This window comes from Streptomyces sp. SCL15-4 (assembly GCF_033366695.1).
In the GTDB taxonomy this organism is placed as follows: Bacteria; Actinomycetota; Actinomycetes; order Streptomycetales; family Streptomycetaceae; genus Streptomyces.
This window is the reverse complement of record NZ_JAOBTQ010000001.1, coordinates 7,162,985-7,178,403: the sequence shown is the minus strand read 5'-3', so window position 1 is coordinate 7,178,403 and position 15,419 is coordinate 7,162,985. Positions and strand designations below refer to the sequence as shown.

13 protein-coding genes and 1 pseudogene are annotated in these 15,419 nt (G+C 73.2%); 5 read left to right on the top strand and 9 right to left on the bottom strand.

Annotation, left to right across the window (positions count from 1 at the left end; genetic code table 11):
- Window positions 1-168: 168 nt before the first annotated feature.
- Window positions 169-1,443: a geranylgeranyl reductase family protein gene (locus SCK26_RS32325; protein WP_318204887.1), complete on the bottom strand. Its 1,275-nt coding sequence runs from the start codon at window positions 1,441-1,443 to the stop codon at window positions 169-171.
- A 131-nt stretch (window positions 1,444-1,574) separates the two neighbouring features.
- Between SCK26_RS32325 and SCK26_RS32320 the strand changes: the two genes are divergently transcribed.
- A complete protein-coding gene (locus SCK26_RS32320) occupies window positions 1,575-2,930 on the top strand; it encodes a dipeptidase (RefSeq protein ID WP_318204886.1) in 1,356 nt (451 codons plus the stop codon).
- 62 nt (window positions 2,931-2,992) lie between these two features.
- Entirely contained in the window at window positions 2,993-3,685 is a 693-nt protein-coding gene (locus SCK26_RS32315; protein WP_318204885.1) for an MBL fold metallo-hydrolase, read from the top strand.
- A 13-nt stretch (window positions 3,686-3,698) separates the two neighbouring features.
- Here SCK26_RS32315 and SCK26_RS32310 read toward each other — a convergent pair whose 3' ends face one another.
- Together SCK26_RS32310 and SCK26_RS32305 are read right to left on the bottom strand one after the other, a co-directional pair.
- Window positions 3,699-4,745 carry an NUDIX hydrolase gene (locus tag SCK26_RS32310; RefSeq protein WP_318204884.1) on the bottom strand — a complete coding sequence of 349 codons (1,047 nt, stop codon included), beginning with the start codon at window positions 4,743-4,745 and terminating at the stop codon, window positions 3,699-3,701.
- Window positions 4,746-4,895: 150 nt separating this feature from the next.
- Entirely contained in the window at window positions 4,896-5,075 is a 180-nt protein-coding gene (locus SCK26_RS32305) for a hypothetical protein (protein WP_318204883.1), read from the bottom strand.
- 209 nt (window positions 5,076-5,284) lie between these two features.
- On the opposite strand from SCK26_RS32305, the gene SCK26_RS32300 reads away from it, so the two are divergent.
- Window positions 5,285-7,300 (top strand): NPCBM/NEW2 domain-containing protein, encoded by a 2,016-nt coding sequence (locus SCK26_RS32300; protein ID WP_318204882.1) that lies wholly within the window; start codon window positions 5,285-5,287, stop codon window positions 7,298-7,300.
- Between the two features lie 60 nt (window positions 7,301-7,360).
- Here SCK26_RS32300 and SCK26_RS32295 read toward each other — a convergent pair whose 3' ends face one another.
- A complete protein-coding gene (locus SCK26_RS32295; RefSeq protein WP_318204881.1) occupies window positions 7,361-8,314 on the bottom strand; it encodes an ROK family protein in 954 nt (317 codons plus the stop codon).
- A gap of 217 nt (window positions 8,315-8,531) precedes the next feature.
- On the opposite strand from SCK26_RS32295, the gene SCK26_RS32290 reads away from it, so the two are divergent.
- Window positions 8,532-9,581 (top strand): LacI family DNA-binding transcriptional regulator, encoded by a 1,050-nt coding sequence (locus SCK26_RS32290; protein ID WP_318204880.1) that lies wholly within the window; start codon window positions 8,532-8,534, stop codon window positions 9,579-9,581.
- A gap of 93 nt (window positions 9,582-9,674) precedes the next feature.
- Here the strand turns inward: SCK26_RS32290 and SCK26_RS32285 are convergent, their stop codons facing one another.
- The 5 genes and pseudogenes from SCK26_RS32285 to SCK26_RS32265 all read right to left on the bottom strand — a co-directional run.
- Window positions 9,675-10,973 (bottom strand): DUF6986 family protein, encoded by a 1,299-nt coding sequence (locus SCK26_RS32285; protein ID WP_318204879.1) that lies wholly within the window; start codon window positions 10,971-10,973, stop codon window positions 9,675-9,677.
- Window positions 10,974-11,202: 229 nt separating this feature from the next.
- Window positions 11,203-12,165 carry an electron transfer flavoprotein subunit alpha/FixB family protein gene (locus SCK26_RS32280; RefSeq protein ID WP_318204878.1) on the bottom strand — a complete coding sequence of 321 codons (963 nt, stop codon included), beginning with the start codon at window positions 12,163-12,165 and terminating at the stop codon, window positions 11,203-11,205.
- Window positions 12,166-12,217: 52 nt separating this feature from the next.
- The gene (locus SCK26_RS32275; RefSeq protein ID WP_318204877.1) at window positions 12,218-13,003 is read right to left on the bottom strand and encodes an electron transfer flavoprotein subunit beta/FixA family protein; all 786 of its coding nucleotides are present in this window, start codon (window positions 13,001-13,003) and stop codon (window positions 12,218-12,220) included.
- A 216-nt stretch (window positions 13,004-13,219) separates the two neighbouring features.
- Complete coding sequence (locus SCK26_RS32270) at window positions 13,220-13,729, bottom strand: flavin reductase family protein (protein WP_318204876.1); 510 nt, start codon at window positions 13,727-13,729, stop codon at window positions 13,220-13,222.
- A 208-nt stretch (window positions 13,730-13,937) separates the two neighbouring features.
- A pseudogene (locus SCK26_RS32265) lies at window positions 13,938-14,287 on the bottom strand (thioredoxin family protein); the annotation flags it as partial.
- Window positions 14,288-14,588: 301 nt separating this feature from the next.
- On the opposite strand from SCK26_RS32265, the gene SCK26_RS32260 reads away from it, so the two are divergent.
- Window positions 14,589-15,314: a lysophospholipid acyltransferase family protein gene (locus SCK26_RS32260; protein WP_318204874.1), complete on the top strand. Its 726-nt coding sequence runs from the start codon at window positions 14,589-14,591 to the stop codon at window positions 15,312-15,314.
- Window positions 15,315-15,419 lie beyond the last annotated feature (105 nt).

Sequence of the window (15,419 nt, the reverse complement as noted above, 5' to 3'; positions counted from 1 at the left end):
CCACGGGTCGTGGCGGCGAGCGGGCCGGCCACCCGCTGGCGGGCGATGTACGCGCGGGACCGGCCACGTCAGCCGAGCGGAGTGGTCCGCCGTACATCCAGGGGGGTACGGACCGGACCGGAGTCCTCCACGGCCAAGGCGCTCCCGTCCGGCCCTCCGCCCGCCCCGTCAGGAACCGACCGGCTCCCCGTCGGCAGCGGCAGGCTCCTGAGCGGGAGCCTCCGCCGAGACCGCCGCCCGGCGGTCGAGGGCCGTCAGGGCGCGCTGGGCGATCGGGCGGGAGCGGACGATCTCGGCCAAGGTGGTCGCGCCCTGGGTGATGTCCCGGAACGCCCGCCAGGCCGGGCGGAACCCGGTGAGCGCCGCGTGGAACAGGCCCGGGCGCCGCTCGAACACGGTCAGCAGCCGCTTGCCGACGCTCATCTCGACGCCGAGCCCCGCCTTGATCGCGAACGCGTAGTTCAGGGCCTGGCGGCGGGTGTCCACCGCATCGTGCGCCTCGGCGATGCGCACCGCCCACTCCCCCGCCAGCCGGCCCGAGCGCAGCGCGAAGGAGATGCCCTCACGGGTCCAGGGCTCCAGCAGTCCGGCCGCGTCCCCGCAGACCAGCACCCGGCCCCGGGACAGCGGCGAGTCCTCGGCGCGGCAGCGGGTCAGGTGGCCGGAGGAGAGGGACGGCTCGAACCCGGCGAGGCCCAGCCGGGCGATGAAGTCCTCCAAGTACCGCTTGGTGGCGGCGCCTTCACCGCGCGCGGAGATCACGCCGACGGTCAGCGTGTCCCCCTTCGGGAACACCCAGCCGTAACTGCCCGGCAGCGGCCCCCAGTCGATGAGGACCCGTCCCTTCCAGTCCTCGGCGACGGTCTCCGGCACCGGGATCTCCGCCTCCAGGCCGAGGTCGACCTGGTCGAGCTTCACTCCGACGTGGGCTCCTATCCGGCTGGCGCTGCCGTCGGCGCCGACGACCGCGCGGGCCAGCACCGTCTCCCCGCCCTGGAGGACGACGGCGACCGTGCGCCGGTCCGGCACCGCCGAGCCGTGCTGCTCGACCCGTTGGACGGTGACGCCCGTCCGCAGTTCGGCGCCCGCCTTCAGCGCGTGCTCGACCAGTTGCCGGTCGAACTCGGGACGGTTGATCAGGCCGAACAGCATCTGCTTGGAGCGGCGGGTGCGGGTGAAGCGGCCGTTGTGGGAGAACGTGACGGCGTGCACCCGGTCCCTGAAGGGCAGGTCGAAGCCGGGCGGCAGGGCGTCGCGCGAGGGGCCGATGATGCCGCCGCCGCACGTTTTGTACCGCGGCAGCTCGGCCTTCTCCAGCAACAGCACGCGCCGTCCCGTGACCGCCGCCGCGTAGGCCGCCGAGGCGCCCGCCGGGCCCGCGCCCACCACGACGACGTCCCACACCCGTCGCACGTCGTCCGCTGAAGAGTTCTCGCCGCTCACGATGGTCTACCGCTCCGCTCAAGCCGCTGCCAAGTGTCCTGTCGCATCCTACGGCGGCCGTCCGCGCGATCCGCTGTGGGAGGATCGGTGTACTCACCCCGTACAACGTCGCACCCACGAGGAGCGTGCCCATGCCGTCGAATCCGGTCGCCGAGACCGTCGCCTCGCTGCTGCCCCGGGCGAAGGCGGAGCTGGCCGAACTGGTCGCCTTCAGGTCGGTGGCGGACTTCTCGCAGTTCCCGAAGAGCGAGAGCGAGGCCGCCGCGGGCTGGGTCGCCGACGCGCTGCGGGGCGAGGGATTCACGGATGTGGCGCTGCTGGACACCCCGGACGGCACGCAGTCGGTGTACGGCTACCTGCCGGGCCCGGAGGGCGCCAAGACGGTCCTGCTCTACGCGCACTACGACGTCCAGCCCCCGCTGGACGAGGCCGGCTGGACGACCCCTCCGTTCGAGCTGACCGAGCGCGACGGCCGCTGGTACGGCCGCGGGACCGCCGACTGCAAGGGCGGCTTCGTCCTGCACCTGCTCGCCCTGCGCGCCCTGAAGGCGAACGGCGGGGTGCCGGTGCACGTGAAGGTGATCGTGGAGGGCTCGGAGGAGCAGGGCACGGGCGGCCTGGAGCGGTACGCCGAGCAGCACCCCGAGCTGCTGGCGGCGGACGCGATCGTCATCGGCGACGCGGGCAACTTTCGGGTCGGCCTGCCGACGGTGACCACCACATTGCGCGGTATGACCCTGGTGAGGGTGCGGATCGACACCCTGGCCGGCAATCTGCACTCGGGCCAGTTCGGCGGCGCCGCCCCGGACGCGCTGGCCGCGCTGATCCGGGTGCTGGACTCGCTGCGCGCCGAGGACGGCTCCACCGCCGTCGACGGCCTGGACGCCACGGCGGCCTGGGACGGCCTGGAGTACACCGAGGAGCAGTTCCGCGCGGACGCCAAGGTGCTGGACGGCGTCGGGCTGATCGGCGACGGCTCGGTCGCCGACCGCATCTGGGCCCGTCCGGCGGTCACCGTGCTCGGCATCGACTGCCCGCCGGTCGTCGGCGCCACCCCGTCGGTGCAGTCCAGTGCCGGTGCCCTGGTGAGCCTTCGGGTGCCGCCGGGCACGGACGCGGCGGAGGCCGCCAAGCTGCTCCAGGCGCACATAGAGGCGCACACGCCGTGGGGTGCCCGGGTCACCACCGAGCAGATCGGCCAGGGCCAGCCGTTCCGCGCCGACACCTCCAGCCCCGCCTACCAGGCGATGGCCGAGGCGATGGCGGTGGCCTACCCGGGCGAGACCATGAGTTACGCCGGTCAGGGCGGCTCCATCCCGCTGTGCAACACCCTCGCCGGGCTGTACCCGCAGGCGGAGATCCTGCTCATCGGGCTGAGCGAGCCGGAGGCGCAGATCCACGCGGTCAACGAGAGCGTGTCGCCCGAGGAGTTGGAGCGGCTGTCCGTCGCCGAGGCGCTGTTCCTGCGCAATTACGCGGCTGGCTGACCCTTTCTGCCCACGGCAGAGGGCCCTCGCCCACGGGCGGGGGCCCTCTCTACGGTCGGCGCATGGACGTCATCGAACTGCTGCCCCGGCTGCACCTGCTCCGCTTCCCCGTCGGCCAGGCCTATCTCTGGCGTGACGACGAGGAGTTGACCCTCATCGACGCGGGCCCGATCGGCGCCGGCCGGCCGATCGCCGACGCGGTCACCGCGCTCGGGCACACGCCCCGGGACGTACGGCGCGTCGTACTCACCCACTTCCACGAGGACCACGTCGGCGGGGCGGCCGAGTTCGCCGCGCTGAGCGGGGCCGAGGTGCTGGCGCACCGCCTGGACGCCCCGTTCGTCCGCGGAGAGCGGCCGGGCCCGCCGCCGCGGACCGAGGAGTGGGAGCGGCCACTGCACGCGGCGGCCCTCGCGCAGTTGCCCCCGGGTCCCCCGCGGCCGCCCGCCTCGCTCACCGAACTGTCCGACGGGGACGTGCTCGGCTTCGGCGGCGGCGCCCGGGTGGTGCACATCCCGGGGCACACCGACGGCAGCATCGCGGTGTTCCTGCCCGCGCACGGGGTGCTGTTCACCGGGGACACGGTGGCGGCGGCACCGGACGGCACGCCGATCCCCGGCGTGCTGAACCTGGACCGGGAGCAACTTCTCGCCTCCATCGGCCGGTTGGCGGATCTCGGCGCGGAGGTCGCGTGCTTCGGGCACGGCGATCCGGTGCTGTCCGGCGCCGGTGCCGTGCTCCGCTCGCTCGGGTAGCGCCGTGGCGGGGTCAGCCGACCGGCACCCCCGCCTCCAGATAGAGCGCGCTGCCCCGCTCCCGGGCGCGCAGCGCCCAGCGCAGCCGCTCGTAGCGGACCGGCGGCAGCATCCCGGCGGCCTCCTGCTCGGTGGCGAACCGCCAGGCGCGCAGCTCCGGTCCGGGCAGCAGCACCCGGGACGCCTCGCCGGGTGCCAGCCGGCCGCCGTCGAAGAGCAGCCGCAGCCCGCCGTAGCCGGGCGGAGTGGGCCGTTCCCAGTCCACGACCAGCAGCCGGGGAACCTCCCGCAGCTGTATCCCGGTCTCCTCGGCGACCTCGCGCATCCCGGCGCGGGCCGGTGCCTCGCCCCGTTCCACCACACCGCCCGGGAACTCCCAGCCGGGCTTGTAGGTGGGGTCGACGAGCAGCACCCGGTCGTGCTCGTCGAAGAGCAGCACCCCGGCGGCGAGCGTCTCGGCGGTCGGCTCGGGCGTCTGCACGATGTCACAGGCGGGTACGGCGCCGTTGCCGACGGCCTCGGCGATGCGGACGGCGGTCTCGTACGGGGTGAGGGCGCTGGTGTCCAGCGGGTGGGCGTCGGCGGTGAGCCAGGCGGCGAGGGCGGCGCGGTAGGGCTCGATGTGGTCGTAGGACCACTGCCGTACGCGTATCTCGCCGTCGGGTGCCGCCTCGGGCGGCGTCTCCCGGCCGGCTATCCGCTCCCGCAGGATCGTTTCGGTGGGAGCGAGGAGCAGATGGTGCACCCGGATGCGGCGAGCGGCGAGGCCGCCGAAGATCTCGTCGCGGTACTCCTGGCGGAGCAGGGTCATCGGTACCACGAGGGTGCCGCCCAGCTCGGCGAGCATCGCGGCGGCCGTGTCGACCACGAGCCGGCGCCAGATCGGCAGGTCCTGGAAGTCGCCGGCCTCGGCGAGGCGCTTGGGTGGCAGCAGGTGCGTGAGTGCCCCGCCGATGATCTCGGGGTCGAAGAGCGCGCTGTTCGGGATCAGTTCGATCAGTTCACGTGCGGTCGTGGTCTTCCCCGCACCGAACGCGCCGTTGATCCAGACGACGGTCACGGACTCCCCCTCTTCTGTTGGCCCCCTGAGGACTGCCCGCTCCACCCTGCCATGGAAACCCGCCGCCGTTGAGGGCGCCTGTCCGCGCGCACACGCAAGTGCCGGTGTCCCCCGTGGCGGGGACACCGGCACACAGCCCTTCGCCGCGGGTCAGTCGCGGTCGAGGACGTTGTCGGTCTCCAGGCTGTTCTGGGCGATGAGGTCACCGACCTCGTCCACCGTGTCCGAGACGTCGAGCGGCCGGTCGGGCGCCGCGTGGGACGGAGTGACGGCGGCCACGACGAATCCGGCGGCGAGGGTGGCGATGGCGAGCATGCTGCGCTTCTTCATGCGCTGATCAACTGCGCGGGCGGGCCGGAGGTCACGCGGACCGGAGCGCCATTTCCCGCCGGACCGCCGCCTCCGAGCGAACAGATCCGAACGAGCGGACCGGCTTGAACGCCGTCTTTCCAACAGACTCAGACACGTCCTACCGTAAGCGCACATTGATGACGCGTACATGCCGTCATCCGCGTTCGCGAGTCGGAGGAGCATCCAGGATGCGTCACCCGCACACCCGCACCATCCACCGCAGAGTCGCCGGAGCACTCGCCGCCGGACTGCTGTGCGCGGCGGGCTTCGCCGCGCCGGCCGCGGCCGCCCCGCCGGCCGATCCGCCCGCCCCGGCCGACGGCCTCGCCCTCACGCCGCCGATGGGCTTCAACAACTGGAACTCCACGCAGTGCGGCGCGGACTTCGACGCGACCATGGTCCAGGGCATCGCGGACCTCTTCGTGGAGAAGGGCCTGAAGGACGCCGGCTACCGGTACGTCAACCTGGACGACTGCTGGGCCCTGCCGGAGCGCGACGCCAACGGCCGGCTGGTACCCGACCCCGTGCGCTTTCCGGACGGCATCAAGGCGGTCGCGGACTATGTCCACGCCAAAGGGCTCAAACTCGGCATCTACACCAGCGCCGGCACCAAGACCTGCAGCAACACCGGCTTTCCGGGCGCTCTCGGCCACGAGTACGACGACGCCCGGCAGTTCGCCGACTGGGGCGTGGACTACCTGAAGTACGACAACTGCAACAACCAGGGAGTGGACGCCAGGCAGCGCTACCGGACCATGCGGGACGCGCTCAGGGCGACCGGCCGGCCGATCGTCTACAGCATCTGCGAATGGGGCGAGAACAAGCCCTGGGAGTGGGCCGCGGACGTCGGGCACCTGTGGCGGACCACCGGGGACATCAGCGACAACTGGTCCTCGATGCTGTCGATCCTGAAGCAGAACCTCCCCCTCGCCCCGTACGCCGGCCCGGGCCACTGGAACGACCCCGACATGCTGGAGGTCGGCAACGGCGGCATGACGGACACCGAGTACCGCTCGCACTTCTCGCTCTGGTCGGTCATGGCCGCGCCGCTGCTCATCGGCACCGACCTGCGCAAGGCCTCCCGGTCGACCTACGACATCCTGGGCAACAAGGAGGTCGTCGCCGTCGACCAGGACCCGCTCGGCCGGCAGGGCTCGGTGGTCTCCTCCGCGGGCGGCCGCTGGGTGATCGCCAAGGAGATGGCGGACGGCAGCCGCGCGGTGGCCCTCTTCAACGAGTCGGGCACCGCCCAGCGGATCGCCACCGACGCGCGCGCGGCCGGCCTGCCCGGCGCCCGCGGTTACTCGGTGCGCGACCTCTGGCAGCACCGCACGTACAACACCGCCGGCACCCTCGCCGCCACCGTCCCGGCCCACGGCACGGTCCTGCTCCGCGTCGCGGCCGACCCGCGCTGGGCCGCGCACCCGCCCGCCGTCGAACTCGGCCTGGACGGCGGCCTGCTGCTCACGGCGGCCACCCCCGCCACTCTGACCAGCACCGTCACCGACCTCGGAGGCACGCCCGCACGCCAGGTGTCCGTCGCGCTGACCGGCCCGGCCGGCTGGCGCGTACGGGCCACCTCACCGGCCTCGGCCGCCGTCCTCACCACCGGCGGGACGCTGCGCACCGGCTGGCGGGTGACCGCCCCGGCCGGCACCCCGCCGGGCTCCTACGGCCTGACGCTGCGGGCGGGTTACCGCTCGCCGTCCGGCACGGCGGAGACCGTTCAGGTGCCGCTGACCGCGTCCGTGGTCGTACCGCCGCCGTCCGGGACGTCGTACCTCGGCGATCTGCCGTGGCTGTCGGCCGTCAACGGCTGGGGGCCGGTGGAGCGCGACACCAGCAACGGCGAGAGCGCCGCGGGCGACGGCCGGCCGCTCACCATCGGTGGCACGGTCTATGCCAAGGGGCTCGGCGTCCACGCGCTCGGCGACATCGCCTTCTACACCGGCGGGGCCTGCGAGCAGGTCACCGCGTCCGTCGGCGTGGACGACGAGAAGGACGCCAAGGGCACCGTCGCCTTCGAGATCCTGGCGGACGACACGAAGGCGGCGGGCACCGGCGTCCTCACCAACGCCATGCCCGCCCAGCAGCTCACCGCCGACATCAGCGGCGCCCAGGTGATCCGGCTCGTCGTCACCGACGGCGGCGACGGCGTCGACTCCGACCACGCGGACTGGGCGAACGCGCGCCTGAACTGCTGAGCGCCAGGCGCCGCTCCGTTCCGGCCGCCGGCCGGCCGGATCACGCGGTCACCGCGGTGGCTAGCGGCTCGCCGCGGTCGCGTCCGGGGTGCGGGCCAGGGCCGCCGCGGCGGCGCCGACCAGGCCGGCGTCGGTGCCCATCCGGGCCGGTACGACGGTCAGCCGCCGCACGAAGGAGAGGGTCGCGTAGTCGGTGAGGGCCTTGCGCAGCGGGGTGAACAGGATCTCGCCCGCCTTGCCGACCCCGCCGCCGATCACCGCGATGTCGATCTCGACCAGGGTCGCGGTGGCCGCGATCCCGGCGGCCAGCGCCTGCGCCGCGCGCTCGAAGGAGGCGACGGCGACCGGGTCGCCCGCGCGGGCGGCGGCGGCCACCGCGGCGGCCGAGGTGTCGCCGTCGGGGCCCGGGCGCCAGCCCTGCTCCACGGCCCGGCGGGCGATGTTGGGCCCGCTGGCGATGCGCTCCACACAGCCGCGCGCGCCGCACGGGCAGGGGTCGCCGTCGAGGTCGACGCTGATGTGGCCGATGTGGCCGGCGTTGCCCGTGGGGCCCGGGTGGAGCCGTCCGCCGAGCACCAGGCCGCCGCCGACGCCGGTGGACACCACCATGCACAGCGCGTTGTCGTGGCCCCGCGCGGCGCCCTGCCAGTGCTCGGCCGCCGTGATCGCGACGCCGTCGCCGATCAGCTCCACCGGCAGGCCCCCGGTGGCCGCCCGCACCCGGTCGACCAGCGGGTACTCCCGCCAGCCGGGCACGTTCACCGGGCTCACGGTGCCCGCCGAGGCGTCCACCGGGCCGGCGCTGCCGATGCCGACCGCACCGGCGCGCTCCCACAGCGGCGATCCGGTCAGCTCGCCGAGGACCTCCTCGACGGCGCGCATGACCGTTTCGCCGTCCTGCCGGGCGGGCGTGGGGCGCTGGGCGCGGACCAGGAGCCGTCCGGCGCCGTCCACCAGCGCGCCGGCGATCTTGGTGCCGCCGATGTCCAGGGCCGCCACGAGGTCGGTGTGCATGAGAGTCAGATCTCCCCGTTGAAAGCTTGAGAACCAAAGAGAGCAGGCCGGTCAAGCGGTGGGGGCGCAGGCCGGAGACAGCGGTGGACAGTCTCTCTCGCACCTGACAACGTTGTCCAGGCTCTATGCTCGACGCCACATCCTCATACAAGCCCACGGATGCGGCACCACCGTGGAGCAGGGTGACGACAGCCGGACGACAGACAGGACAGCGCACGTGCCCGAGACCACCCGCAGCGCGGACCGCCTTCCCGGGAGCCGGTACGGCAACCGCCCGACGATGAAGGACGTGGCGGCCCGCGCCGGGGTCGGCCTGAAGACGGTCTCCCGCGTGGTCAACGGCGAGCCCGGGGTCACCCCGGACACCGAGCGCCGGGTGCAGGAGGCGATCGACGCGCTCGGCTTCCGCCGCAACGACAGCGCGCGGGTGCTGCGCAAGGGCCGGACCGCGAGCATCGGGCTGGTGCTGGAGGACCTCGCGGACCCGTTCTACGGACCGCTCAGCCGCGCGGTCGAGGAGGTGGCCCGCGCCCACGGCGCGCTGCTGATCAACGGCTCCAGCGCGGAGGATCCCGAGCGGGAGCAGGAGCTGGCGCTCGCGCTGTGCGCGCGCCGGGTGGACGGGCTGGTGGTGATCCCGGCCGGGGACGACCACCGGTATCTGGAGCCGGAGATCAGGGCGGGCGTGGCGACCGTGTTCGTGGACCGCCCGGCCGGCCGGATCGACGCCGACGTGGTCCTGTCCGACAACTACGGCGGTGCCCGCGACGGCGTCGCCCACCTCGTCGCACACGGCCACCGGCGGATCGGGTTCATCGGCGACATGCCGCGGATCCACACGGCCGGTGAGCGGCTGCGCGGTTACCGGGCGGCCATGGAGGACGCCGGGATACCCGTCGAGGAGCGCTGGATGTCCCTCGGCGCGACCGACCCGGAGCGGGTGCGCCGGGCGGCGGAGGAGATGCTGGCCGGTCCCGATCCGGTGACCGCGGTCTTCGCCGGCAACAACCGGGTGACGGTCACCGTGGTCCGGGTGCTGGCCGAGCTCTCCCGCCGGGTCGCGCTGGTCGGCTTCGACGACTTCGAGCTGGCCGATCTGCTCCGGCCCGGCGTCACGGTCGTCGCCCAGGATGCGGCGGCCCTCGGCCGCACGGCCGCCGAACGCCTCTTCCGCCGGCTGGACGGCACCCCCGTCGCCCCGGAGCGCATGGAACTCCCGACCCGCCTGATCACCCGCGGCTCGGGCGAACTGCCGCCGACGGACTGAACGCGGGGGCGTACGGACGCTCGCCCTCTCGCTCCCGGCCCTCGGCCCTCGGCCCCCCGCGCCCGGAGACACCGGGGGCCGACGGATCGATGGCTACTGCGCGGACGCCGTCAGGTCGCCGCGGCGAGGGGACGCGAAGGATTCCAGGTCGGCCCGGGTCAGGCCGGTGAGGCGGGCCACCTCGGCGATGTCCAGGGCGCCGCAGTCCAGGCCGCGCAGCAGGTAGCCGCTGAGGGCCTTGGCGGTGGCGGGCTCGTCCATGACGTCGCCGCCGGCGCGGTTGGCGTACCGGGTGAGGCGGGCCGCGGCCTGCTCGAAGCCCTCGCGGTAGAACGCGAAGACGGCGGCGTAGCGGGTGGGGATGTGGCCGGGGTGCATGTCCCAGCCCTGGTAGTAGGCGCGGGCCAGCGCCCGCCGGGTCAGGCCGTAGTGGAGGCGCCAGGCGTCGTGGACCTTCGCCGTCGGGCCGACCGGCAGGACGTTCGTGGAGCCGTCCGAGACGCGGACGCCGGTGCCGGCCGCCGCGACCTGCATGACCGCCTTGGCGTGGTCGGCGGCGGGGTGGTCGCTGGCCTGGTAGGCGGCGGAGACACCGAGGCAGGCGCTGTAGTCGAAGGTGCCGTAGTGCAGCCCGGTGGCGCGGCCCCCGGCGGCCTGGATCATGCGGGCGACCGTGGCGGTGCCGTCGGTGGCCAGGATGGACTGGCTGGTCTCGATCTGGATCTCGAAGCCCAGCCGGCCGGCGTCCAGCCCGTGCGCCTTCTCGAAGGCCTCCAGCAGCCGCGCGAAGGCGCCGACCTGCTCGGGGTAGGTCACCTTGGGCAGGGTCAGGACCAGGCCACCGGGCAGCCCGCCGGCCTCCATCAGAGCGGTGAGGAAGACGTCGAGGGTGCGGATGCCGCGATCCCGTACGGCGGCCTCCATGCACTTCATGCGGATGCCCATGTACGGCGCGGCCGTGCCGTCCCGGTACGCCTCGGCGATCAGCCGGGCGGCACGGGCGGCCGTCGCGTCCTCCTCCGCGTCGGGACGGGGGCCGTAGCCGTCCTCGAAGTCGACGCGGAGGTCCTCGACCGGCTCGCGCTCCAGCTTGGCCCGGACCCGGGAGTAGACCGGCTCGGCCAGCTCGTCCGACAGGCCGAGGACGGCCGCGAAGGAGGCGGCGTCCGGAGCGTGTTCGTCGAGCGCCGCGAGGGCCCGCTCGCCCCAGGAGCGGATGGTGTCCGCGGCGAAGGCGTCGCCGGGCACGTAGACGGTGTGGACGGGCTGCCGGGTGCCCGGGTCCCCGGGGTAGTAGCGCTCCAGCCGCGCGTCGACCGATGCGAGGGAGGCGCTGATCTCCTCGCTGACGGCACCCGCGAGGCTGGTCGCCACCTTCTCCTGCTGACCCATCCCACACCCTCCAACTTTCCGCTTCATGGAATCAACAATCCGTATAGTGAAGCTATCCGGCAACCTTCCCGCTGGTCAACACCGCACCGCGCGCCCGCGGCTCCACGGTTGCCGCGGGCGCCGGCCGCCTTGCCCAGTACAGCACCCGCGTCACCGGCCGCCGGACACGGCGAGGCCCCCGTGACCGTCTGAGCGGTCACGGGGGCCTCGTACGGCGCGGGCGCGGGGATCAGCCCTTGCGGGTCTTGATCTCCTCGGTCAGCTGCGGCACCACGTCGAACAGGTCGCCGACCACGCCGTAGTCGACCAGCTCGAAGATCGGGGCCTCCGCGTCCTTGTTGACGGCCACGATCGTCTTGGAGGTCTGCATACCGGCGCGGTGCTGGATGGCGCCGGAGATGCCGTTGGCGATGTACAGCTGCGGCGAGACCGACTTGCCGGTCTGGCCGACCTGGTTGGTGTGCGGGTACCAGCCGGCGTCGACGGCGGCACGCGAGGCACCCACGGCCGCGCCCAGCTCGTCGGCCAGCGCCTCGATGATCCCGAAGTTCTCCGCGCCGTTGACACCCCGGCCGCCGGAGACCACGATCGCGGCCTCGGTCAGCTCCGGACGGCCCGTCGACTCACGCGGCGTGCGGCCGGTGATCTTCGTGCCGGTCGCCTTGTCGGAGAAGGTCACCGACAGGGCCTCGACGTCTCCCGCGGCCGGGGCGGCCTCGACGGCGGCCGAGTTCGGCTTGACCGTGATGACCGGAGTGCCCTTGACGGCACGGGACTTGGTGGTGAAGGACGCGGCGAACACCGACTGGGTGGCCACCGGGCCCTCCTCGCCGGCCTCCAGGTCGACGGCGTCGGTGATGATGCCCGAGCCGATGCGCAGCGCCAGGCGGGCGGCGATCTCCTTGCCCTCGGCGGAGGACGGGACCAGCACGGCGGCCGGGGACACCTGCTCGTAGGCGGCCTGCAGCGCGTCCACCTTCGGCACGACCAGGTACTCGGCGTACTCGGAGGCGTCGTGGGTGAGCACCTTGACCGCGCCGTGCTCGGCGAGCGTGGCGGCGGTGTCGGCGGCGCCGTTGCCCAGCGCGACGGCGACGGGCTCGCCCAGACGGCGGGCCAGGGTCAGCAGCTCCAGGGTGGGCTTGCGGACGGCGCCGTCCACGTGGTCGACGTAGACGAGGACTTCAGCCATGGGATTGCTCTCCTGCGAAACGAAGTTGAGGGGCGGTCGGCGGGGGCGGGCCTCAGATGAACTTCTGGGCCGCGAGGAACTCGGCGAGCTGCTTGCCGCCCTCGCCCTCGTCCTTGACGATGGTGCCGGCCGTGCGCGCCGGACGCTCGGTCACGGACTCGACCTTGGTGAAGGCACCGTCCAGGCCGACCTCCTCCGCCTCGATGTCGAGGTCGGACAGGTCCCAGGACTCCACCGGCTTCTTCTTGGCCGCCATGATGCCCTTGAAGGAGGGGTAGCGGGCCTCGCCGGACTGGTCGGTCACGGAGACGACCGCGGGGAGCTGCGCCTGAAGCTGCTCGGAGGCGGCGTCGCCGTCGCGGCGGCCCGTGACCACGCCGTCCTCGACGGAGACCTCGGAGAGCAGGGTGACCTGCGGGACGCCCAGGCGCTCGGCGACCAGCGCCGGGACGACGCCCATGGTGCCGTCGGTGGAGGCCATGCCGGAGACGACCAGGTCGAAGCCGGCCTTCTCGATGGCCTTGGCCAGCACCAGGGAGGTGCCGATGGCGTCGGTGCCGTGCAGGTCGTCGTCCTCGACGTGGATGGCCTTGTCCGCACCCATGGAAAGGGCCTTGCGGAGCGCGTCCTTGGCGTCCTCGGGGCCGACCGTCAGCACGGTGACCTCGGCGTCGTCCGCGTTCTCCGCGATCTGGAGAGCCTGCTCGACCGCGTACTCGTCCAGCTCGGAGAGCAGACCGTCCACGTCGTCGCGGTCGACGGTCAGGTCATCGGCGAAGTGCCGGTCGCCAGTGGCGTCGGGCACGTACTTCACAGTGACAACGATCCTCAAGCTCACGCCGGCTCTCCTACTGCATCGTCATTTCGGGCTGCCTCTTGCAGGCAGCATAGGCGCCTCAAGCGGCCGATCCCGGTCGGGGCGTCCGCGCGCTCCGAACGAGATATTACTCGTCAGTACATCTAGATCCTGCCCGCTAAGCAAGCGCTTTGAACTGTGACCTTCGCAACGCAGCGTAACCGGAACCCGACGGGTGCGCGGGGGCGCCGGAGGTGATCAATCCCGCAGACCGCTGAAGCGGCCCTGGTGATAGAGGAGCGGGCGGCCGGAGCCCGAGGGATCGCCGAGAACGACCTCGGCCAGCACGATCCGGTGGTCGCCGGCCGGGACCCGCCCGACGATCCGGCACACCAGCCACGCCAGCACGTCCTCCAGCACCGGAACCCCGTGCGGGCCGTCCCGCCAGGCGGTGGGCTCGCCGAAGCGGTCGGCGCCGCTGCGCGCGAAGGTGGCGGCCAGCTCGCTCTGGTGCTCGCCGAGTATGTGCACGCCGACGTGGTCCGCCCCGGCGATCGCCGGCCAGCTGGAGGCGTTCGTGCCGATGCCGAAGGAGACGAGCGGGGGTTCGGCGGAGACGGAGGTGAGGGAGGTGGCGGTGAAGCCGACCGGGCCGCCGGCGCCGCGGGCGGTGATCACCGCCACACCGGCGGCGTGCCGGCGGAAGGTGGAGCGCAGCAGTTCCGGGGAGGCGAGCCGGGGGGAGCCGAGTTCGGGCGTGGCCGTCATGGAGTCGTCCTTCTGCCGGGGGTCACGAGCGGGTCCGCGGGTGCTCAACGGGCCGGACACCACGCGCTCGCGGTACGGGCCAGGTCGATGTGGGCCCGTCCGTGGAGAAGGAGTTCTGTCGGCATGCGGTCAGGTTGGCGACAGGCAAGGCGTACCGTCAAGCCGCTTCCGCCCTCCGGAAGACGGCGCGCCGCGCGCCGCACCCCGCTCATACCGCCTCCCCCAGAGCCGCGATGACGTCGGCCCGGCGGGGCTGTCCGGTGGCGCGCCGCACCACCCGGCCGCCGGCGTCCAGCACCAGGACGGTGGGCGTCTTGCGGACCTCCAGGGCGCGTACGAGGCCCAGGTGGGCCTCCGCGTCGATCTCGACGTGGGTCACGCCCGGGACCATTGCGGCGACCTCGCCGAGGACCCGGCGGGTGGCCCGGCAGGGCGCGCAGAAGGCGCTGGAGAACTGCACCAGTGTGGCGCGTTCGCCCAGCGCGGTGCCGAGTTCCGCCGCCTCGATCCGCCTGCCGTCGTCGCGCCCGCCCACCCAGCTCTCCCGTTCCGCCGCCGGCGCGGCTCGTCGCGGCGGGCACGCGTGAGGGGCGCGCCGCCGGTCCGGTCGTCATCAGCACAACCGGTCGCGGCACCCCGGAGATTCCCGCCCGCACCCCCGCGCCGAGTAAAGGGGATTTAAAGATCCGAGGTGGGATGTAGGCCGACGTGACGAGGATCTCGCCGCCGTGCGGCACCAGAACTGGCCACCCGTTCGTTCTTCGGGCACGATCTGCGAGACGCCGTAAACCTACGGCTGCGTAACCTTCCCGCCGGGAGCCCCCTTTCCCGAGCAGAGCAGAAAGGGCCCACCCCGCCCATGGCAGAGCTGGTCTACCGTCCCGTCATCGGTATCGCCAAGACGGCGTTCAAGGCCTGGGATCTGAAGATCGACTGCCGGGGGTCGGAGAACATCCCACGCTCGGGCGGCGCCGTGCTGGTGAGCAATCACATCAGCTATCTGGACTTCGTCTTCAACGGCCTGGCGGCCCTGCCGCAGAAGCGGCTGGTGCGCTTCATGGCGAAGGAGTCCGTCTTCCGGCACCGGATCTCCGGTCCGCTCATGCGCAGCATGAAGCACATCCCGGTGGACCGCGGGCAGGGCGAGGCGGCGTACTCGCACGCGCTGGACGCGCTGCGCTCCGGCGAGGTCATCGGGGTGTTCCCGGAGGCGACGATCTCGCAGTCCTTCACGCTGAAGAGCTTCAAGTCGGGCGCGGCCCGGCTGGCCCAGGAGGCGGGCGTCCCGCTGATCCCGATGGCGCTGTGGGGCACGCAGCGGCTGTGGACGAAGGGGCAGCCGCGCAACTTCCGGCGCAGCCATCTGCCCGTCACCGTCCGGGTCGGCGAGGCGGTGGAGGCCCCTCGCGACCAGTACGCCGGTGCCATCACCCGCCGGCTGCGCGAGCGCGTCCAGGAACTGCTGGAGGCCGCGCAGCGTGCCTACCCGGGCCGGCCCAAGGGCCCGGAGGACGCCTGGTGGCTGCCCGCGCACCTGGGCGGTACGGCGCCCACGACGGAGGAACTGCGGGCGGTCCAGGCCTGAGGCCCGCGGCGCCCGGCCGGTTCGCCTTGGCCCGGGCGCGTTTTCCGGCGGGCCGCTTCCCGTGGTCCGTCCGCCGTCGAGGTGCGGCCGTGCGCCGGATGCGGT